This is a genomic window from Pseudomonas sp. P1_F1_2 (assembly GCF_056405815.1).
This window is the reverse complement of the sequence record NZ_JBFUBK010000016.1, coordinates 25,421-46,775: the sequence shown is the minus strand read 5'-3', so window position 1 is coordinate 46,775 and position 21,355 is coordinate 25,421. Positions and strand designations below refer to the sequence as shown.

The following is a 21,355-nucleotide window of genomic DNA, read 5'->3' as shown; positions in this document are numbered from 1 at the left end:
TAAAGCGACCCGTTATCTAGGCGGCCACCCCTCTCAAAGGCCGCAGGTCAAAACGTCCACTAAAATATAGCCCCGCTACGCACCAAGGCCCTCTCTGCTCATTTCGAGCGTCACTTTCTTCACGCGTGACGCGACTCGACCAATACGCTTCAGTAGGCCCGAACAATCGTTCGAAAAAACCATCCGACTTAGGCGCTCATGCGCATACTTGAGGTCAAGAGTGTTTCCAACGGAACCGCTGCACGCCACGTCAAACTTGCTCAATCGAACTCTCCCTTGGTCTTATTTTGCGATGCTTTCGTTGTCGGTTTCAGGATGATTCGTGGTGTGTCGAAGCTGAGTGAGCTCTACAGAATATTGCTCCGACAACCTCGTGACTTCCGCCAGTTGCGAGCTCGCCTGCGCCAAACCCTCCTCTAGCCGCTTGGATTCGGCACGCGATATGCCTAGCTGCTCCTGAAGCGCTTCTTTCGCCCCGTCTGCCTTGGCAACTGCTGTCTTCATGGCGCCAATCTCACCGCTCAAACGAAGCGCCGCGTCTTCATGCGTCGCCGCCGCCTTGGCCTGCTGTCGAGCCTCACTTAATAAGCGCTCGTTATCTCTGTTGAGTCGAGTCAGTTCATCTTGCTTGAGCATCAACGTTTGCTGCAGCTGTCGCAGTTCAACCTGAACTTGCTGCACCTGCCCTTCGTGTCGCTGCTGCTCCTGGTCACGCTGCTCCTTGACCGCGTTGCGGTAATGTTCCAGCGCCTCGCGGGAGTGAAGGTGCTTTTCTTCCAGGGAACGAACCTGCTCGTCTTTCTCATGTACCCGTACTTCTAGGTCAGCGCAGCTTTGGCTCAGGCGAGCGTTGCGAGTGAGCTCGGACTGCAAACTGCTTTGGCACGTACTCAGCTCTCCGGCCTGGATGTCGAGCGCTTCCTGAAGGTTATCGTGCTGGCGTTGCAATTCCGCCAAAGCGGCTTGCGTTTGCACAAGTTGCTCATTGACTGACGCTCGGTACTGATCGAGCTCAGCTCGGGCTTCGGCCACTTCTTCGGCGCCCTCTTCAAGCAGGCGATCCAACACCTGACCAATCAGACCGCTGAGTTCATCACTCAAGCGTTCTCGGCGCCCCATCGGAAGAGCATCTCCTTTACCGAGTTCACCTAGATATCGGGCAATGGTCGTCATAGAGCCAGTATTTCCAAGCTCGACCCGCACAGCGTTGATGCTGGGATTTACACCTCGAGCGATCAGCGCATCCCGTGCTATCTGGACGATTGCCCTGTTAATACCGCCCCGTGCCATGTCATCTCCTACGATTTCGTAGTGTAAACGTAATGTGTATTTACATATTACATTAAGATAAAAAATCAATCACAAAAATTGAGTTTTTATGATCAAATAATCGAGCGTTATCGCATCATAGAGCTGTTTGTTGCTTTTTCCAGTGCCGGAAAAGGTACGTTCGGCGTATAGGGGTCGAGATGAGCAAGGCGGATCGCTACCTACAGGCCGGTATCCGGGGAAATACCCGGCGCAGCTACCGTGCGGCGGTGGAGCATTTCGAAGTGACCTGGGGCGGGTTTCTGCCGGCGACTGGCGATGGCGTCGTGCGTTACCTCGCCGAGTACGCCGACCAGCACGCCATCAGCACGCTGAAGCAACGTTTGGCGGCCCTCGCCCAATGGCACATCACACAGGGCTTCCCTGACCCCACCAAGACACCCGCCGTGCGCCAGATGATCAAGGGCATCCGCACCTTGCATCCGACCCAGGAAAAGCAGGCGACGCCCCTGCTCCTGCAGCACCTGGAACAAGCCGTTCAGTGGCTGGAACGTGAGGCGGAGCTAGCGTCCGCCCGCCAGGACCTGGCCGCCCTGCTGCGCAGCCGGCGGGACATTGCCTTGGTGCTGATTGGCTTCTGGCGGGGCTTTCGCGGCGACGAACTGTCGCGCTTGCAGGTCGAACACACCCAGGCGCAAGCCGGGGTGGGCATTACCTTCTACCTGCCGCACAGCAAAAGCGATCGTCAGCACCTTGGCACGACGTTTCGCACGCCCGCGCTGAAAAAGCTCTGCCCCGTTCAGGCTTATGTGAACTGGATTACGGTCGCCGGCATTGCGCAGGGCCCAGTCTTCAGGAAGCTTGATCGTTGGGGGCATCTGGCGGAAGACGGCTTTAACGCCAACAGCCTGATTCCACTGCTGCGGCGAATTTTTAATCGCGCAGGGATGTCTGGCGATCTGTACACCAGTCACTCACTGCGTCGCGGCTTCGCCACCTGGGCCGCGGCCAATGGCTGGGATATCAAAGCGCTGATGACGTACGTCGGCTGGAAGGACATGAAGTCAGCCATGCGCTACATCGACACGGCAGATTCCTTTGGGGAGTTGGCGACAGGCCGGCCGTTCACCTCATCAGCTATTCCCCAAGCGCAAGTGTTGACAGTGGCTGAAAATCCCTAAGGGCCGGATGAGGTGTCGCGAGTAAATATGTTTCACCGTTGATGGAACGGTTGGACTCGGTTCGCGTGGTTTTGCGCCCTCTATTAAGATTTCCGGCCATGGCGTCTCGCCATGAGGCCGAGCCCCGCAAAGCGGGCGGCCAATTCGTATGAAAGAGGAAATCACGTGCGCCTATCCAAGCTGAGCATTCGTGATTTCCGCAATTTCACGACCGATCCCGCTAGCAGGCAATGTCGTGTTGCTGGGCAAGAATCGCGTAACCAGCACCTGGTACGATGTATAACTTGAGCGAAAGCCTCGTGCATGCCTAGCACTTGAGTCGCGGTGTAAATCGGTTGCTCGATCTGATCCACCAGTGCGATCTGCACGCTCTCAATCGGTTTCACTCACTCACTCGGTCAGAGCAACTGAGTGACAAGCTTCCAGAAAATGGGTCAGTAAGATTCGCCGTCCATCGGCATGCATGTATACAACATGCAAGCCTCTACGCCCGACGATTACTGCAAGCAGCGGCCTGCCATCTATTCGGGATTCAGCGAGGATTCTCCACTCTGGATGGGTGATTTTCTCACCATTGGTGGGCGCACCCGCTGCCCGCTCAAAAAGGCTGAGCACTTCGGTCAGGCTACCTGGAATGAATGCGCCTACGGCTACGCGGGATGCCTTTCAAGTCGGTTAATGGCCAGTGCGCTGAAATGATCGATCCCCCATCAAGCCGCCACACTGCCGCTCTGCACTTCACACAATGACCCACCCATTTACATAAACCGCTTCGCCGCCATATGTCTTGAAAGCAATTGTTTTAGATGTCAACGCCCATGAGTTGCCGTATTTGCAAAAAATGTCCTCAAATTTCCATCATGCCGCCTTTAAAACTACTTTTAGATCTGCTGCACCTGCTTCCCTTATACAGATACCCCTATCAGGAGCAAGGTGTTACTCCTGCGGTGAGATCGCACTAATCATCTGCTATCAGCGTGTATTGACTCAGAGCAGCTTGGGCGTCCCGTAGTCTTCGAAGTGAGTCTCTTCCATTTAGACCCTCCGAGAGCTGCTGCGACAAATGCAGTTAGCTGATCGTGAGTGCCAACTTGGATGCACGAAACGTGAGTGCGCACTTGCTACTGCTCATACAAATTTGGCTTTGAGTGATCCGAGAGAGTCTTCATAGAAACCCAGGAAAATCGCCTCGGCTTCTTGGGTACTAACACCATTGGCGGTGAACTCTGCGGACCACTCAACAATCGACGCATTTTCACCATCAGGTAGCACGGTAAAAATCGAAAAATAATCGGTAACCGGGAACGCCCCTCTGGTAATGGAATAGCTATAAGTGCACCCTAGGTTGTCGAAGTATTCGAGTCGCTCAACGCTGACTTCACCACTTTCTAGACAGATGCTGCGCAAGCGCCCGCCCTCGCTAAGTTCGCTGGTTGTCACGCCTGACATCCAGTCAGGCAACGAATTGAATCCTCCTACCAAATCCCAGACGTTTTCCGCTGAAGCGGGTACACGAATTGATGCTGCTGCATTGGCCATGACTGTTCCTCATCAAAGCTGGATTGCCAACATTCATTCAAGCCGCTGCCTATGCAGCGGCTGTATTGTTACAACTTGGTGCATCCATCCAAGGCATCCAATTAACCTGAACTTCGAGGTTTAACTCAGCGCTGACTGAGCGTCAGCGCTTTGTCCATAATAGTGAGAGTGGATTATCCGAAGGAGATCAGCCTTCCCATCCGCCTCCCAACGCCTTGAACAAATCGATGGTCGCTACTCGCTCAGCCAACTGATCACTGATCAACGCTTGCTGTGCAGCGAACAGCGTCCGTTGCGCGTCTAAAAGAGTCAAAGAGCTGTCGATGCCTGTCAGGTAGCGACTTTGCGCCAGCCGATAGTATTTGGCGCTCGCGCTGACCAGCCCTTGTTGCGCCTCAATCTGCTGCCCAAAGGTCTCGGTTGCGGCCAGTCCATCACTGACTTCTCTAAAGGCTGACTGGATGGCCTTTTCATAACGCGTCACTTGAATATCTTTCTCGATTTGAGAGACATCCAGACTAGCCTGCAAGCTGCCGGCATTAAAGATCGGTAGGTTGATCTGTGGAAAAAAGCTCCAGGCTCCCGACCCTCCGTTGAATAGCCCTGACAATGCCTCGCTGGAGGAGCCGGCGCCCGCCGTCAGGCTGATTCGGGGGAAGAACGCAGCCCGGGCTGCGCCGATATTCGCATTGGCAGCTTTCAGCAGAAATTCGGCTTCCAGTATGTCGGGTCGACGATTGAGCAAATCTGACGGTAACCCGACGGGAACCTCACGCAAGGATTGCCGCTCCCAGTCACCGGCAACCAAATCTGCCGGGATTTCACCCCCGATTAATAACGCCAATAGGTTGCGGTCTTCGGCGACCTGCCGGCGATAACGGGCTATCGAGCCGCGAGCGCTTTGTACGAGGGTTTGTGACTGGCTTAACGCCAAATCTGAAACAGTACCCACTTCAGCGCTGCGACGTGTCATCTGGTAGCTGTTTTCATAGGTATCGAGAGTGTCGCTGGTCAATCGCTCCAGTGCCTGGTCAGCTTGCAAGGTGAGCCAGGCGCTCGCAACGCTCGCAACCAGCCCGATGTGGGCTGAGCGCTGAGCCTGTTCGCTGGCAAGATAACGCTGCAATGCTTCTTGATCGAGACTACGCACACGGCCGAACAGGTCCAGTTCATAGCTTACGTTCAGCCCGACAGAGTACTGACTCTCGATCGTGGCTTTATCATCAGGTGCCAGATCTGCCGGGACACGCTGACGACTACCGCTTCCTGCTGCCGAGACCTCAGGCAACAGGTCCGCGCGGCGAATGCGATAACGCGCCTGATAGGACTCGACATTCAATGTGGCCACCCTGATATCCCGGTTATTGGCCAATGCGGTCTCGATCAAGCGATGCAGCACCGGATCGTGAAAGAACTTACGCCAATCAAGCACTGCCGCACTCTTATCACTAGATAATGGTGCCAAGGGGTAACTGTCCGGCACGGGTGCCTGTGGCTGCTCATACGCTGGAATCAGGGAGCAACCACTGAACAGCAGCGAACCAAGTATTAGAAAGCTGAAAGGCTTGATCATGAAATGACCTCCTTACGAGCAGGCACGACCGGAGCGGCGGACGATCGACGTGCGAAGAGTGAGGACACCGACACATAAAAGAGCGGCACCCAGAAGACGGCCAGGACGGTGGCGGTCAGCATGCCGCCGATCACGCCTGTGCCGATGGCGTGCTGACTGCCAGAGCCTGCACCGGTAGAGATGGCCAACGGCACAACCCCGAGGATAAACGCTAGGGATGTCATGACAATCGGGCGCAAACGCAGGCGTGCCGCTTCAATCGCCGCTTGCGTATAGCTCATACCCTGCTCATGCAATTCCTTGGCGAACTCCACAATAAGGATGGCGTTCTTCGCCGCCAGCCCTACCGTTGTCAGCAGGCCCACCTGGAAGAACACGTCATTGGACAGACCGCGCAATACGGTGGCGAGCAATGCACCGACAACACCCAACGGCACCACCAGCATCACGGCTAACGGGATAGACCAGCTTTCGTAAAGGGCCGCGAGACAGAGGAACACTACCAGCAGCGAAAGTGCGTACATGATCGGCGCTTGAGAACCGGATAGCTTTTCTTCATACGACAAACCCGTCCACGCCAGCGCGACCCCGGGCGGCAACTGAGCCGCGATGGCTTGTGCTTCAGCCATGGCATCACCCGTGCTGTAACCCGGTGCGGGGCTACCCAGTATTTCCTCCGCCGGTACGCCGTTGTACCGCGCCAGCTTGGGAGAACCGAAGACCCACTCGCCAGAGGCGAAAGCGGAGAACGGCACCATTTTTCCGGCGGCGTTGCGCACGTACCATTTGTCCAGATCTTCTGGGGACATGCGTGCGCTGGCCTGGCCCTGCACAAACACTTTTTTGACTCGGCCACGGTCGATGAAATCATTGACGTAGTTGCCTCCGAAGGCCACGGACAGGGTGGTGTTGATGTCTGTCTGTGAAACCCCCTGCGCCCTCGCCCGCCGGTCATCAATCTTCAACCGATACTGCGGCTCATCGCTCAGGCCGTTGAGCCGCACCGCTGCCAGTACTTTGCTTTCGTAGGCCAGACGCAAGAACTGATTGCGCGCCTGCACCAGCACCTCGTGGCCGACACCGGCCTGGTCTTGCAGGAATAAATCGAAGCCTGATGCATTGCCCAGCTCGCGCACAGCCGGCGGCACCACGGCGAATACCAGTGCATCGCGCATGCCTTTGTATTTCGCTTGAGCGCGCGCGGCCAACGCGAGCGCCGCCTCCTCAGGACCGCGCTGTCCCCAGGGTTTGAGCAGCACAAAAGCCATGCCCGAGCTTTGCCCACGGCCCGCGAAGTTGAATCCATTCACGGTAAACACGGCGTCTACCGCGTTGGCCTCACCGCCCTGCTCATGCGTGGCGAGCAAGTACTGACGCACACTGTCGAGTACTTTCTGCGTGCGCTCGGCACTGGACCCCGCCGGGGTCTGCACCTGAGTGAAAATCACGCCCTGGTCTTCATCAGGCAGAAACGCGGTGGGGATGCGGTTGAACAGCAGGACCATGCCCGCGACGATCAGCAGGTAAGCCAGAAATGCCGGCGCCTTGTGCCGCAGCATCCCGGCGACGCCACGCTCGTAGCGTTGCACGCCGCGATCAAATCCACGATTGAATGCACGGAAGAAGCCAAGCCGTGCGAGCCCGTGTGAAGGGTCATGCGGCTTGAGCATCGTGGCGCACAAGGCAGGCGTGAACACCAGCGCGGTAAGCACCGACAGGGCCATTGCCGAGACGATGGTGAGGGAAAACTGGCGATAGATGACGCCGGTTGAACCGTCGAAGAACGCCATCGGCAACAGCACCGCCGATAACACCATGGCGATGCCGACGAGCGCGCCCTGGATTTGTTTCATGGAGCGAATCGTGGCTTCTTTCGCCGACAAATGCTCCTCTCGCATAACGCGCTCCACGTTCTCGACCACGACGATGGCGTCATCCACCAGCAGGCCGATGGCCAACACCATGCCGAACATCGACAGCGTGTTGATGGTGAAACCGGCGACCGCGAGGATGCCGAACGTACCCAGCAGTACCACGGGCACGGTCAGCGTGGTGATGATAGTCGCGCGGATGTTCTGCAGGAACAGCAGCATAACGAGGAACACCAACACGATCGCCTCGCCCAAGGTATGGAACACGCCATGGATCGAGTCGCGCACGACGGGCGTGGTGTCGTAGGGGTAGACCACTTTCATGCCGCGAGGGAAAAACGGTTGCAGTTGATTGAGGGTGTCGTGGATCGCCTTGGTGGTATCCAGCGCGTTAGCCCCGGGGGCGAGCTTGATGGCGATGCCGGACGCCGGCATCCCGTTGAACTGGGCGTTGACGCTGTAGGTTTCGCCACCCAGCGCGACCTCGGCCACATCGTCCAGGCGTACTTCGGAGCCGTCGGGGTTGACCTTGAGTTGGATGTCCTTGAACTCATCCGCCGACTGCAAGCGGGTTTTGCCAATGATGGTGGCATTGAGCTGTTGGCCTGGCAGTGCTGGCAGGCCGCCGATCTGACCGGACGACACTTGCACGTTTTGGGCTTGTATCGCACTTTTCACATCGACGGGCGTCAGACCGAAACTGACCAGCTTCGAAGGATCAAGCCAGATCCGCATGGAGTACTGCGCGCCAAACACCTGGAAGTCGCCGACGCCAGAAGTGCGCGACAGCGGATCCTGCATGTTCGAAACCACGTAGTTGGCCAAGTCTTCGCGGGACATGCTGCCGTCTTCGGAGACAACGCCAATGACGATCAGGAAATTCTTGACCGCTTTGGTCACCCTGATGCCCTGCTGCTGCACTTCCTGCGGCAACAGTGGCGTGGCCAGGTTCAGCTTGTTCTGAACCTGAACCTGGGCGATGTCGGGGTTCGTCCCCTGGTTGAACGTAACCGTGATCGCCATGGTGCCGTCGGAGTTGCTTTCCGAGCTGACGTAGCGAAGGTTGTCGATGCCGTTGAGCTGTTGCTCGATGACCTGGACCACGGTGTCTTGCACAGTCTGGGCCGATGCCCCTGGGTAGGTCACCTGAATCGAGATCGCTGGTGGAGCGATATCAGGGTATTGGTTGACAGGCAGCTTGAGGATTGCCAGCCCGCCGGCCAGCATGACAATCAATGCGAGTACCCAGGCAAAAATGGGCCGATCGATAAAGAACTTGGACATGCTCATTTCCCCCCAGCCACGGCACCGGCCAACGCCGGCGCCACGTTTTGAGCGGCGATCACGGTGACCTTCATGCCCGGCTTGACGAACTGCAGCCCCTCAGTGATCAAGCGATCCCCCGCTTCAAGGCCACTCTCTACCAGCCAATGGTTACCCACTGTGCGATTGGCCGTCAGGGGACGCTGTTCCACGGTTCCGTCAGCGCTGACCACCAGTGCGCTGGGATTGCCCTTCAGGTCGCGAGTCACCCCTTGTTGCGGAGCGAGAATGGCGGCCTGCCGCACACCGCTCTGGAGTTTTGCCCGCACAAACATGCCCGGTAGAAGCAGATGTTCGGGGTTGGGAAACACCGCGCGCAGGGTCACCGAACCCGTGGAGGGATCGACTGACACCTCAGAAAATTTCAGGCGCCCAGGCAGTCCGTACGCGCTGCCGTTTTCCAGCGCGAGGGTCACCACGGCGGCGTCCGCCCCCGCGTTCTCCAGGCGACCTTGCTTGAGGTCCTCACGCAACCTGAGCAGGTTCGCAGAGGACTCGGTGATGTCGACGTAAATCGGGTCAAGCTGCTGAATGGACGCCATAGCTCCCGTCTGGCCGTTGTTCACCAGCGCCCCTTCGGTCACGCTAGAGCGGCCGATGCGGCCGGCAATCGGCGCGAGCACACGGGTGTAGCGCAAGTTGATTTCGGCACGCTTGAGATCAGCCTCCGCCGTCAATTGGCGCGCCTGCGCATCCTCGAACTCCTGGCGGCTCACAGCCCTTTCTCCGATCAGCTGCCGATAACGATCTGCGAGGGAACGGGCTTGTTGAAATGAGGCGCGGGCACGAGCTACGTCTGCCTCGTACGGCGATGGATCAATGCGGTACAGCGCTTGGCCGGGTTTGACCTCGCTTCCTTCGTCGAACAAGCGTTGCTGAATGATTCCGTCCACTTGTGGACGAACTTCCGCGACGCGAAAAGGTGCGGTACGCCCCGGCAGTTCGCTTTGCACGGTGTAAGTCTCTGCTTGAAGGGTGACCACTCCAACCTGGGGCGGTTTGACGTCTTGCACGGGCGCCTCTTGCTTGCAGCCCGACAGCACGACCGACAGCACGACCGACAGCGCCAGCGCGGAGACGATCAAGGGAACCGTCTGTGTAGGTTTCATGGGCATTCCTCATACTTTCGCCAGGCGATAGCAAGCCGTAGCCGGCCGAATCGGGGCGAGTTCTAAACGAAATTTATTGTCAGTGGCCGCGGGATGCTGCTTTGACGACCGGGGTCAGTTGATGGGTGCCACTGTACGAAGCCGAGCACGCGGGGAGAATCGCTGCCCTGTGCAAGGCTTCATTGCGCATTCGGCAACGCTGCTTTTGCCCGAACGCGTGAAAAGGGCTGCCAGCCGTGCGCCGCGGTGGTATCGGCCGGCATTCGATTCGATCGAAAGCGACGCGCAACGCGGTCTTGCCTGATGCACAGGACGTGCTTAGGGCGCGAGTATTTCCTGAAGAAACTCTATGAATACGTTGATACGACTGGAACCACGATGGTTGGGCAGATACAGCGCATTGATGCAGGTGCTTGCACTGCCTGGGTTGACTTCATATTGCTCCAGCACGCGAGTCAGCCGACCTGCACTGACATCCTCACGTACCAGCCAATCGGCCAATAGCGTCACCCCGCCACCGGCCAAGGCAGCCTCGCGCAGAATATCGGCATTGTTGCTTTGCAGCCGTCCCTGCACATTCAAGCGGATGACGTCCTCATTGCCCTGGAATGTCCAGTTGTGGTGGCCCGTGCGGTAATCGAAACGCAAGCACTGATGTTCCAGCAGGTCGCGAGGGTGTCGGGGCAAGCCGGTTCGCGTCAGGTATTCGGGACTCGCCACCACCCAACGCTGGAAATCACCCAGCCGCTTGCTGACGATGTCATCACTGACGACCGATGAACCGAGGCGCACTGACACGTCGATTTGTTCGCTGAGCAGGTCACTGACCTCGTCGCTCAGCGAGAGGCTGATTTCCAGACCGGGATGGCGTTCAAGCAAACGCCCCAAGTGCGGGGCGATGATTCGCCGGCCGAATTCCACCGGGACGCTGACCCGTAAACGCCCCTGAGCTTCGCTGCCACGGTCGGCAACGACCGCATCCGCTTCATCGATGGCCTCAAGGATCGCCACGGCTTTATCGAAATAGTGCTGCCCCGCCACCGTGACGCTCGTATTGCGCGTGGTGCGGTTGAGCAAGCTGGCGCCCAACTCACTTTCCAGCCCTGCGACCTGCCGCGTCACAGACGATGTGGAGATGCCGAGCTTGCGCGCCGCAGATGAGTAGCCCCCACAGCGCACCGTTTCGACAAACATTTTCAGCGCCAGCAACTTGTCCATGAATGGATTCCGAGATCGAAAGGTAAAGGTAGCGACTGTGCATGACCAGGCAATGAGAGTCTTGCATGACTGTGCTCAGTGGCCAGATTGATAAAAGAGGCTTGCGATCTTCCAATTGATCAGATGATAATCAAAAATCATCAAATGATCGATTGATTAATAGAGCATTTCGGAGCAGGTACATGCCCACGGCGGAAGCCAGTCGCTCAGTGGCCGCGCAAGTAACCAGGCACGCACCTGAACTCGCTACGACAACAATAAAAAGGAGATCAACGATGCAATGCCCCTGCTGTCTTACAAAGACCCGCCGCCAACTCCTGGGCATCATGGCAGCTACCGCGGGTGGCCTGCTGGTTACTCGTCTATCACCCTCCTCAGCGGCACCGATCAAGAAAGGCACCGACGTCCCGGTGCGATCGGTGGACATCCACGCGCATTACTACCCTGAAGAGTTCTTACACCTCTTGGGAAGTGAAGGCAAAGCGTTCGGTGGAAGCTATAACCGCCAGGAAACGACGTTCAGCTTCGCCACCCCGGCCGGTGGATTAGGCCCCCTGCCCTTGAAATTTATTGATGTGCAGGCGCGCTTGCTCGACATGGACCACTCCGGCGTCGATGTTCAGGCGTTGTCCCTTAGCGTGCCGATGGTGTACTGGGCAGATCGACAACTCAATGCCCGCCTGGCACGTGCCTGGAACGATGCCGCATCGACAGTGCATCGCCAACACCCGCAACGTTTTGTGGTGTTGGCCRCGTTGCCGATGCTAGAGGCTGACGATGCCATTGCCGAGTTGGAACGCGCAGCCGAATTGCCTGGGGTTCGGGGGGTGTACATGGGCACCAACATCAACGGCCTGGACCTGGACAATCCGCGTTTCGCGCCAATCTTTGCCCGCATAGAACAGCTGGGACTCCCGGTATTCCTGCACCCGCAACAAACGGTCGGCGGCACCCGCCTGAGCAACTACTACTTGAGCAATTTGCTGGGCAACCCGTTCGATACCGCTATCGCCGCGTCACACCTGATCCTCGGCGGAGTATTGGATCAATACCCACAACTGCATGTGTCATTGCCTCACGCCGGTGGTGCTTTGCCAATTCTCGTGGGACGTCTCGATGCCGGGTGGACCTCACGTCCTGAGACACGGCGCCTGGCCCAAAAGCCGAGCAGCTACTTGACGCGATTCAGCTACGACACCGTGTCGCATTCCGGTCCAGTGCTGGACTATTTGATCGCGAACGTCGGTATCGACCATCTGGTACTGGGCAGCGACTACTGCTTCGACATGGGCTATGAACAGCCGGTGCGTTTTGTCGAAAGTGTAGGCTTGGGTCCGCGCGAGAAAGCGGCAGTGCTCGGCACCAACGCGGCCAGAATCCTGAGACTTCCCGCATAGCATTGGCGAAACGCCCGATTTCCCTTTGGCCGGTCTGACCGGCCTTTTTTTTGCGTGTCGTTCCAGCAGTAGCGGTCGACCAACAACACAGGATGAGGCCAACGCAAACGCAAAGTTGCACTCATCATCAATCGCTCAATGATCAGCGCAACCGGGTACGTCATAAGATTTGTTTCAGGTGAGCTCAGCCCATATTCCCCGACCGGGCTCCCGCCAGTTCCAGCAGACAGTCGCCAACACGGACCTGGGCCAGGGCGCGCTTGCAAATTACCTCGCCACTTCCGGCAAAGTACACCGTCACGGGCTCACGCAAAGGGTCGTCAGGGAAATGAATCAACGCCGCAGGCTGCCCGGCTTCAACCTGATCACCCAGTTCCACCAGCGGCTCCCACAGCCCGGCGTTGAGGGCGTAGACGTAATGAATACCCTTCTCGATCCGCATCATCCGAGGAACAGCCGGCGCCGATGCCGGAACCAGTTCGCCGCTCAGTATCCCGACATGGGCCAGCAGGTTCAGTAGGCCCTGGCGAGCCAAGTCCACCAACCCGGAGCTCACCTGGCCGCCACCTCCCAACTCGGTGAGAAAGCAGATGGCGCCTTGGCGGCGAGCGGCAGCGGTCACATTGACAGGGTTGGGCTGGTACAGAAATGCCTTGGGCAAACCGAACGCCCTGAGCAACCCACTGACCCGCACCTCCTCCTCGGCATCTCGCGGTTCCAGCCCCATCATATTGGCCCCTTCATAGATCAACGAGGTGCCGCCAGAATGCAAATCGACCATGTACTCGGCCCGGGCCAGCAACACCGACTCGATGTAGTGGGCGATGACCTGTGTCGGCGTACCGGCGGGGTTGCCCGGATACAGACGATTGAGATTGCCGTCGTCCAGCGGCGACGTACGGGTCCCCGCCTCCGCTGCCGGGAAGTTGGTCATCGGCAACAAGATGACCTGGCCTTGAATCATCGACGGCTGCAGTTCTCGAATCAGACGGGCGACGATGATCTGACCTTCATATTCATCGCCATGACTGCCGGCCGTAATCAGGAACGTCGGCCCCGTGCCATTGCGGATGGATGCCACTGGGATTGGAATCCAGCCATAGGCAGAGCGGTTCACCGAATGAGGAAGACGCAGGTATCCAACCTGTTTGCCCGGGGCATCGAAGTCGATATCGCTTTTGATCGGGTTGGCGGTACTCATTGCTTACTCCAGGATAAATGAAGACTCACGAGATAACTTGGGCTCACCATTTGTATTCCGACCTCGCCAGATCCCCCACCACGTCATAATCGTCACCCAAATACTGCTTCGCCAGACGCGTGATCGTTCCGTCCGCGATCATGCCGGCGATGGCCTCGTTCATTGCCAGCCGGAGTGCATCCGCGCCTTTCGGTACAACGGCAGCGCCTAATGAATAAGCCACCGGCTCACCCGCCAGCTTGATCGGCAAGTGATTCACTTCCTGCATTTTCTTGCCGGCGAAATAGGACTCGATAATCGCATCCAGTCGCCCGAGCGCCAGATCGTTGTAAAGCAGGCCGCCGGCGTCATACGTCAGTATTTCCGACTCCTTCAGATTCTGCCGTTCCCACAACTCATTACTGGTGCCCAGACTTGCCCCCACTTTTTTGCCCTTTAAACTGGCGACATCCTGTATGTCGACATTCTTTACATTCACCCAGATACGAAACTCTTCAACACCGTAGGGCGATGTGAAGTCCACCACGGCCGCCCGATCCGGGGTTTTGGTCATGCCGTTGATCACCACGTCATACTTTCGGGTCTGAATGCTTTGGACAAAACTTGAAAACTTATCCGCGACAAATTCGACGTTCGGCACGCCGAGGCGTTTGAAAATTTCCCGGGCCACAGCGATGTCATAGCCATCCGGTTTATTCTCAGCGTTAATAAAACTCAGGGGCGGACTGGTCTGGGTATTAGCAACGCGAACGGTCCCGGTTTTAACCAGACGAGATAACGAGTCATCTTCGGTGGCGTGTACCCATGAACAAGAAATCAGCGCCAACCCACAAACCAGCCCCTGAAAGTAACGTTTAAACATTGGTGTATTCATGATCTGCATGCCCCATTCGAATAAATTGCTGGATACGTTCATTGCTCTTGGAACCAAAGAACTCCGCGGGAGAGGTGTCGTGCAAAATCAGCCCGCCCTCCATAAAAATCACCCGATCAGCCGCCTGCCGGGCGAAGCTCATTTCGTGGGTGACGATCACCATGGTCATGCCGGCATCCGCCAGTTCCCGCATGACGGTGAGCACTTCATCGCGTAACTCAGGGTCCAGCGCCGAAGTCGGTTCATCGAACAGAATCACTTCCGGTGTCATCGATAATCCCCGGGCGATGGCCACCCGCTGTTTCTGCCCGCCCGACAACCGCGCGGGATAGAACATGGCCTTGTCGGCCAGGCCCACCTGCGCCAGCAACTCTCGCCCCCGAATCATCGCCACACGCCTGGGCACATGCTTGACGCTGACCAGACCTTCGATCACGTTCTCCAAAGCGGTCATGTGCGGGAACAGGTTGAATGACTGGAAGACCATGGCGGTTTTGCGCCGCAGAGCCGCGATTTGCGCCTGATCGTCATGACTTAGCGCGTGGCCTGGCCTGAGGGTGACCCGATGCCCGCAGACCTCCAACGCACCACTGTCCGCCTGTGCGAGGAAGTTGAGCGAGCGCAGCAACGTTGTTTTCCCGGAACCCGAAGGGCCAAGGATGACCACCACTTCACCGCAGCGTATTTGCAGATCGATGTTATTCAGGATGAGCAAGTTTCCGAACGACTTGGACAAGCCCTGAACATTGATTTTCAATTCACTCATGACATACGCCTCGACAACCGACCTTCGATATAGGTTTGAACCAGCGTCAGGCATTGGTTGATCAACCAATAGATAAACCCGACTATCAGGAACATCTCCATGTAACGGAAAGTCGCGGCCCCCATTTGTTGAGCAACACTGGTCATTTCCACCACGGTAATAATCGACGCCAGGGAAGTGTCCTTGATCAACGCCACCAGTTGCCCGCCTACGGACGGTAACGCGACACGCATGGCCTGGGGCAGGATGACTCTTTGCAGGCACTTCCAATACCCCATGCCCATCGCAAACGACGCTTCCCATTGCCCCACGTCAACCGCATTGATACCCGAGCGAAAGTTCTCGCTCAGATAAGCAGCGGAAAACAGACTTAGAGCAATCAACGATGACGTTATCGGCCCCAAGTCGATACCGTAATTAGGCAATCCGAAGTAAATCAGAAGGAGCTGCACTAATAACGGAGTACCACGGAAAACCGACACATACATGAACGCCATAAATCGCAGCAGTCGGTAAGTAGAGTTTCTCATCAGTGCGATCAACATGCCGAGGATCGAACCAAAGACAAAGGCTCCCAGCCCCAGCCACACAGTGACCCATATGGCGGTCTTGAGCAGCGGCCACGAACGAATCAATAGTTCGAACATGTCACGGCTCCTCTGCTGCAACAAACCCGTGCCTTTCCTTGGCCTTGATAAGCTCTGCGTTGACTTCGGTATTTTTGCAACACGTGTTCAGAACGCTGTTCTTTATTGTCATTTTTTCCATCCTTTCTTCAGGTCGGCTCGATGTGAGGACCTTAAGGTGGCAGCTGTTCAATTGTGCAACGAGTGGCGAATTCTGGTGTTTCGCCGACCCGGATCGGTGGTCAGGCCTCGGTGAACGATTGATATTGACGCAGTGCTTTTTCCAGGTCCGCGATGAGCACATCGGGATCTTCCAGGCCAATGGAAATACGAATGATCGGCTGATCGGTCAGGGCAAACTTGCGAGCCTTCTGCTGGTTGGCGGGGTAATAGGCAACAAGGCTATGGGTGCCCCCCCAACTGGCGCCGATGGGAAAGTGCTCAAGGGCGTTGAAAAACTTGCTGAAGGCTTCTTCTGGCGCTGGTTTAAGGATGAAGGAAAACAAGCATCCGCTTCCTTCGAACTGCTCCTTCCAGACTCGATGGCCGGGGTGACTTTCCAGGGCCGGGAACAGGACATCGGTGACCAGCGGATGACTCTCCAGCCAGCGCGCGATTTTCAGCGTGTTGCGGCTCTGCTCATGCATCCGTAGCGGGAAAGTATCCAGACCGCGCATCACCAGGAAGCAGTCTTCCGGACTGACCGCCAGGCCCAACACACTCTGGGTTTCCCGCAGGATTTCATAGTGGCTGAAGTCATTCATGCTGATGCTGCCCATCAACAGGTCGGAATGCCCGCCAAACAGTTTGGTCGCCGCTTCCACGGCAAAGTCCACACCATGCTCCAAGGCACGGAAATACAAAGGACTGGCCCAGGTGTTATCCATCATGGTCAGCACGCCATGTCGCTTGGCAATGGCCACGATGGCATCGACGTCCTGCATCTCCATGGTGATGGTGCCCGGGGCCTCGATGCAGATCATCTTGGTATTGGACTTGATCAGCGCCTCGATTTCGCCATCCACCGTGGGCGGGTAATACTCGACGTCGATGCCCAGTTCGGCTAGCCAGTAGCTGGCAAATGCCTTCAAGCCCCCATAGGCGGAATCCGACACCAGAAGGTGATCGCCGGCCCGCACAAACCCCATCACTACGGCCATCAAGGCCGCTTGGCCAGAGGGTGTCAGCACGCAATGTCTCGCATGTTCGAGGTCGGCAATTCGCCGCTCCAGGCCGCGAGCCGTCGGTGTTCCCGTCACGCCGTAGCTGTAGCCGTCGGGTTGACGCTTTTTGCGTGCAGCGAAATCTTCGAACGAATCAAATACCACGGTGGACGCCCGCCACACGGCAGGTGACAAGCTGGCAAACGGATTATCGGCGTGATCTTTAAAGCTCATGATGGAAAAAACCCCGTGTTGTTGTGTGAACCGAGTCTGTTCTTGAAAGCAACTGGCAACAACACTGGAAACTATTTACCCTATAAGCTGAACTTATAGGGTGATGGAACTGGCATGGGCTTTCGTGAGATCGAGATTTTTCGCGCGGTGGTGAACGCCGGCAGCACCATCAAGGCTGCCAACATGCTGGGTATTTCCCAGCCGGCGGTCAGTCAGGCCATCCGTAAACTGGAGGACAGTTCGGGCCTGCAACTGTTCGTTCGTGCCCGTGGGCGCCTGGTGCCAACCCAGGAAGCCACGGCACTGATGGTGGATGTCGACAAGTTCTACATGGGCTTCGAGGCGATCGAGCACCGCATCAAAAGCCTGCGCCAATATGGTATCGGGCGCCTGGTAGTGGCCGCCCACCCAGCCCTGGGCAATTCATTCGTACCCCGTGCATTGGCGGCTTTCGAGCCCGGCAAAAGAGATATCCAGGTTTCGCTGAAAATCCTCAGCTCCCGTGAAGTGCATCAGGAAGTGGCCGCCGGCCAATGTGACTTTGGCCTGATGGCCGATGAGATGCCTGTCGCGGGGCTAGAGCATTCGCCTTTTGTCGACACCATGGGCTACGTAGTGATGCATGCCTCCCACCCGCTGGCCAAGCGAAAAATCATCCATCCCGCCGATCTGGCCGATGTCGACTTTATAGCCCTCAACCCCGAAGACAGCAGCAGACACCGGCTCGAGGACTCAATGGCGGCGGCAGGGGTAAAGTTAAAAGTACGCATCGAGACCCCTTACGCACACACCATCTGCGAACTGGCCCTGCTCGGACAGGGCGTAGGCGTGGTAGCGCCGATTACGGTGTGTGATTTTCTTGACCGGGGATTGGTTGTAAAGCCTTTCAGCATCGACGTGCGCTTTTCCAGCATTCTTATCCTTCGCCCCGGTAAACCCTTGCCCGATAACGCCAGACAGTTCATTAGTGGCATGCGTATCCAGTTGAACAAAGATCTGAAAAGAGCTCGAAGCAAAGTGTCAGCCATCCAATAGAACGCCTGCAAAAATCTGACAGAGAAAACTCTTTCACTATTAAGGATTATTCAATCCATCAGGATTGCGCACTCATGAGTCAACCCGCGCCACATCAATTCCGATGATGCCGAGTATCCAAACTGAAGATTTTTTTAAAACACTTTTCAGTCTCACAATCAGCGCCAGAAGCAACCAAGAGATCTTGCTTCCTCTCTGACTCTTACTGGAAGACACCCTGATGAAATATGCAATGCTCGCCTCACTCATGATGTTTAGCGTTTACGCTTCAGCCCATGACGGCGCCAACAACACCGCCTCGATCCCTGAACCTGAGCAGTACAACTATTCCGAACACCTGGATATCGCCAAGGTCATCGACATCACTTCGGTCGAGGACACTCAGAACGCTTGCGGCCCGGTGGACGCGCACATGGTGTATGTGGATCACAAGGGCACGACGCACAACCTGCAATACAAGATACTGGGTGGCGACTGCCAGAATGGTTAATGCGTCAAAGGATACAGATGCAAAAAAGAGGAGATAGCTTCGATCTGAAGCTAATCTCCTCTTTTTTATTCAGTCTGGAAAACTGCACTCATTCCACAGTTACACCCCGCTTTCATCCCGCCAATAAATCCGGTGTGAGCCATCGAATCAGGCTTGAGCAATACCCATAATCCGATTGCCCATACTCACGCCCCAATCCCCCATGCGCTTGCCTTCTGCAAGTTGCTGTTGCTGCCAGGTCTGCAGGGCATTGTCGAGGTCGTCAGTGTCGTTGATGGCTTGAGCCAGGGAAAATGCATTGCGGGCAGCCTTGGCCGTGCTTCCGGCGGTGTGAGGACGCGGCACGAAGGCGGCATCGCCAGTCAACAGCACACGGCCAAACACCATTTGAGGGACTTTCAGGTCAAGGATCGCTTGCACAAAAATATCCTGTGTCTGGCGAATCAATTCACGAAAAGCCGGGTTCGCCTGCCGCTGTGCCATGTCCCGTATGTAAGCATCCTGCCCAGCGGCCAAGGCCCCGGGTGGAATGGAGTGACTGCGCCGCTGTCCATGGCTGTCTGTGAGCAGCGCGTCCAGTTCCGCCCCTTGTGCCGCTTTCAAATACCACAGCCAATTGAACCGACGCTCGCCAGGATTCACAGAGCCACTCACGCTCGGCACCATGTATTCCAACATCAGCGATTCAGGGTCTTGTTGAAAAACAAAATCCTCGTAAAGCTGCATTTTGGCGAAGTCTGGAAGTTGCTCTTCATCGACCAGCCCGCGCCACACCACATACCCCGAATAGCTGGGTACTGTTCCAGGCAACACCACGCTTCGCACGGTTGAACCCGCGCCATCAGCGCCAATCAGCAGGTCTGCCTCGGCACTGCTGCCATCGGCGAAAATCGCAGTCACTCGGTGCTCGTTCTGAGCCAGATCCACCAGCGTCTTGCCACGGTGATAATGTTCGGCGGGAAATGCAGAAAACAATGAGCTGTACAGTGTGTTCCAGGACGTCTGGGTTTGCGGCATCGGCTCTTTATGCACCACGCTACCAGCTCGATCCAGGTAAAGACGATCATGGGACCGGACACCGAGCGCGCCTGCATGATGAATGCCCGCATAGCGGAAATGTTGCAGGACGTCCGCTTGCAGAACAATGCCACCGCCACGGCTATCCATCGCTGCCGGCGACCGCTCGAAAATATCGACGTGCCAACCAATCGCGCGTAACGCCGTGGCGGCGAACAGCCCTCCCAGGGAACCACCGATGACCAAGGCCGTCGGAACGCCTGAACTCTTCATGACCTTTCTCCTCGTTGCAGGGTGATTCCCCAAGCGCGGGGTTTAGCGTTGCGTTATGCCAACACCGGATAGTCGATGTACCCCTTGGCGTCGCCGCCAAAAAAGCTATTGCCGTCCGCCACGTTGAGTTCATTGCGACCGCGCAAGCGAGCCGGCAAGTCGGGGTTGGCAATGAACGGGCGACCAAACGCAATGAGGTCTGCACGGCCCTGCGCAATGGCCTGTTCGGCCGTTTCGCCGGAGTAGCCACCCGCCAACATCAGAACGCCGTGGAAGTCAGTACGCAGTTGCTTGATGATCGCGTCCCAGCGTGGATCGTTACTTTCATCGAGCACTGTGCCGACCATCATCGGCTCTACCAGGTGCAGGTAAGCGAGATTCCAGTGATTGAGCCGCGATGCGATGTAGCCAAAGGTTTGTTCCGGGGTGTCATCGCCCATTCCCATGAAACGTCCCATCGGTGTCAAGCGGACAGCTACGCGTTCGGCACCTACTTCAGCGGTCACGGCTTCCACGACTTCAAGCAACAACCGCGCACGGTTTTCGATACTTCCCCCGTAGCGATCACTTCGCTGATTGCTGGCGCTGTTGATGAATTGGTCGAGCAGGTAGCCATTGCCCGCGTGAATTTCCACACCATCCATACCGGCCAGAATCGCGTTGCGAGCGGCCTTGCGGAAGTCGGCTACGATCGCTTCGATCCCTGGAATGTCCAGCTCCTGAGGAACAGGTACATCACCCCATACGCCCTCGCCCTCTTCATTCAGGATGAAGGTCTTGCCGGGCACTGGCTGCGCGGTCGGTGCCACCGGCAAGCCGCCGCCGGGCTGGAACACCGGGTGCGACACTCGCCCCACATGCCAGAGCTGCAGGAAAATGCGCCCGCCTTCTGCGTGCACGGCCTCGCTGACAGCCTTCCAGCCCTGAATCTGCTCGTCGCTATGGATGCCGGGCGTCCAGGCGTAACCCTGGCCCTGCTGCGAAATCTGTGTAGCCTCGGTAATGATCAAGGCGGCACTGGCACGCTGACGGTAGTACTCGACGTTCATCGATGTCGGTACGTTGCCAGGTTGCCCCGCCCGCGAGCGCGTCAGAGGCGCCATGGCGACGCGGTGATCGAGGGTTAATTGACCGAGCTTGATAGGGCTGAACAAGTGATGAGTCATGATGATTTCCTGAATGGATAGGGATTGAAA

The 21,355-nt window shown here is 57.0% G+C and carries 18 protein-coding genes; 5 read left to right on the top strand and 13 right to left on the bottom strand.

The features are described 5' to 3' along the window. Positions 1 to 282 precede the first annotated feature (282 nt). Complete coding sequence (locus AC1D2P_RS07240) at positions 283 to 1,290, bottom strand: DNA-binding protein (protein WP_477757377.1); 1,008 nt, start codon at positions 1,288 to 1,290, stop codon at positions 283 to 285. A 179-nt stretch (positions 1,291 to 1,469) separates the two neighbouring features. On the opposite strand from AC1D2P_RS07240, the gene AC1D2P_RS07235 reads away from it, so the two are divergent. Together AC1D2P_RS07235 and AC1D2P_RS07230 are read left to right on the top strand one after the other, a co-directional pair. Continuing rightward, positions 1,470 to 2,450: a site-specific integrase gene (locus AC1D2P_RS07235; RefSeq protein ID WP_477757376.1), complete on the top strand. Its 981-nt coding sequence runs from the start codon at positions 1,470 to 1,472 to the stop codon at positions 2,448 to 2,450. A 474-nt stretch (positions 2,451 to 2,924) separates the two neighbouring features. Continuing rightward, on the top strand, positions 2,925 to 3,149 hold the full coding sequence (locus AC1D2P_RS07230) for a hypothetical protein (protein WP_477757375.1): 225 nt from the start codon (positions 2,925 to 2,927) through the stop codon (positions 3,147 to 3,149). 429 nt (positions 3,150 to 3,578) lie between these two features. Here the strand turns inward: AC1D2P_RS07230 and AC1D2P_RS07225 are convergent, their stop codons facing one another. The 5 genes from AC1D2P_RS07225 to AC1D2P_RS07205 form a co-directional block, all read right to left on the bottom strand. Beyond that, complete coding sequence (locus AC1D2P_RS07225) at positions 3,579 to 3,989, bottom strand: SRPBCC family protein (protein ID WP_477757374.1); 411 nt, start codon at positions 3,987 to 3,989, stop codon at positions 3,579 to 3,581. 187 nt (positions 3,990 to 4,176) lie between these two features. Continuing rightward, positions 4,177 to 5,562 (bottom strand): efflux transporter outer membrane subunit, encoded by a 1,386-nt coding sequence (locus tag AC1D2P_RS07220; protein WP_477757373.1) that lies wholly within the window; start codon positions 5,560 to 5,562, stop codon positions 4,177 to 4,179. Continuing rightward, complete coding sequence (locus AC1D2P_RS07215; RefSeq protein ID WP_477757372.1) at positions 5,559 to 8,717, bottom strand: efflux RND transporter permease subunit; 3,159 nt, start codon at positions 8,715 to 8,717, stop codon at positions 5,559 to 5,561. Before AC1D2P_RS07215 ends, AC1D2P_RS07220 begins: the two co-directional genes overlap by 4 nt. A 2-nt stretch (positions 8,718 to 8,719) precedes the next feature. Next, a complete protein-coding gene (locus AC1D2P_RS07210) occupies positions 8,720 to 9,871 on the bottom strand; it encodes an efflux RND transporter periplasmic adaptor subunit (protein ID WP_477757371.1) in 1,152 nt (383 codons plus the stop codon). A gap of 312 nt (positions 9,872 to 10,183) precedes the next feature. Continuing rightward, positions 10,184 to 11,083 (bottom strand): LysR family transcriptional regulator, encoded by a 900-nt coding sequence (locus AC1D2P_RS07205; RefSeq protein WP_477757370.1) that lies wholly within the window; start codon positions 11,081 to 11,083, stop codon positions 10,184 to 10,186. Positions 11,084 to 11,358: 275 nt separating this feature from the next. Here AC1D2P_RS07205 and AC1D2P_RS07200 point away from each other — a divergent pair, with 275 nt between their 5' ends. After that, positions 11,359 to 12,480, top strand: coding sequence for an amidohydrolase family protein (locus AC1D2P_RS07200; protein WP_477811365.1), 1,122 nt, complete (start codon positions 11,359 to 11,361; stop codon positions 12,478 to 12,480). Between the two features lie 184 nt (positions 12,481 to 12,664). Here AC1D2P_RS07200 and AC1D2P_RS07195 read toward each other — a convergent pair whose 3' ends face one another. The 5 genes from AC1D2P_RS07195 to metC form a co-directional block, all read right to left on the bottom strand. After that, a complete protein-coding gene (locus AC1D2P_RS07195) occupies positions 12,665 to 13,681 on the bottom strand; it encodes a succinylglutamate desuccinylase/aspartoacylase family protein (protein WP_477757368.1) in 1,017 nt (338 codons plus the stop codon). A gap of 43 nt (positions 13,682 to 13,724) precedes the next feature. Then, positions 13,725 to 14,564 carry a transporter substrate-binding domain-containing protein gene (locus tag AC1D2P_RS07190; protein WP_477757367.1) on the bottom strand — a complete coding sequence of 280 codons (840 nt, stop codon included), beginning with the start codon at positions 14,562 to 14,564 and terminating at the stop codon, positions 13,725 to 13,727. Then, positions 14,536 to 15,321, bottom strand: coding sequence for an amino acid ABC transporter ATP-binding protein (locus AC1D2P_RS07185; RefSeq protein ID WP_477757366.1), 786 nt, complete (start codon positions 15,319 to 15,321; stop codon positions 14,536 to 14,538). Before AC1D2P_RS07185 ends, AC1D2P_RS07190 begins: the two co-directional genes overlap by 29 nt. Next, positions 15,318 to 15,968, bottom strand: coding sequence for an amino acid ABC transporter permease (locus tag AC1D2P_RS07180; RefSeq protein WP_477811364.1), 651 nt, complete (start codon positions 15,966 to 15,968; stop codon positions 15,318 to 15,320). Before AC1D2P_RS07180 ends, AC1D2P_RS07185 begins: the two co-directional genes overlap by 4 nt. Positions 15,969 to 16,189: 221 nt before the next feature. Continuing rightward, on the bottom strand, positions 16,190 to 17,344 hold the full coding sequence (metC, locus tag AC1D2P_RS07175; RefSeq protein ID WP_477757364.1) for a cystathionine beta-lyase: 1,155 nt from the start codon (positions 17,342 to 17,344) through the stop codon (positions 16,190 to 16,192). 114 nt (positions 17,345 to 17,458) lie between these two features. On the opposite strand from metC, the gene AC1D2P_RS07170 reads away from it, so the two are divergent. Next, positions 17,459 to 18,379, top strand: a complete 921-nt coding sequence (locus tag AC1D2P_RS07170) for a LysR substrate-binding domain-containing protein (RefSeq protein ID WP_477757363.1) — start codon at positions 17,459 to 17,461, stop codon at positions 18,377 to 18,379. A gap of 232 nt (positions 18,380 to 18,611) precedes the next feature. After that, positions 18,612 to 18,869 (top strand): DUF2790 domain-containing protein, encoded by a 258-nt coding sequence (locus tag AC1D2P_RS07165; RefSeq protein WP_429512851.1) that lies wholly within the window; start codon positions 18,612 to 18,614, stop codon positions 18,867 to 18,869. A gap of 147 nt (positions 18,870 to 19,016) precedes the next feature. Here AC1D2P_RS07165 and AC1D2P_RS07160 read toward each other — a convergent pair whose 3' ends face one another. Further along, a complete protein-coding gene (locus tag AC1D2P_RS07160) occupies positions 19,017 to 20,159 on the bottom strand; it encodes an FAD binding domain-containing protein (RefSeq protein ID WP_477757362.1) in 1,143 nt (380 codons plus the stop codon). Positions 20,160 to 20,212: 53 nt separating this feature from the next. Next, positions 20,213 to 21,325 (bottom strand): alkene reductase, encoded by a 1,113-nt coding sequence (locus AC1D2P_RS07155; protein WP_477757361.1) that lies wholly within the window; start codon positions 21,323 to 21,325, stop codon positions 20,213 to 20,215. Positions 21,326 to 21,355 lie beyond the last annotated feature (30 nt).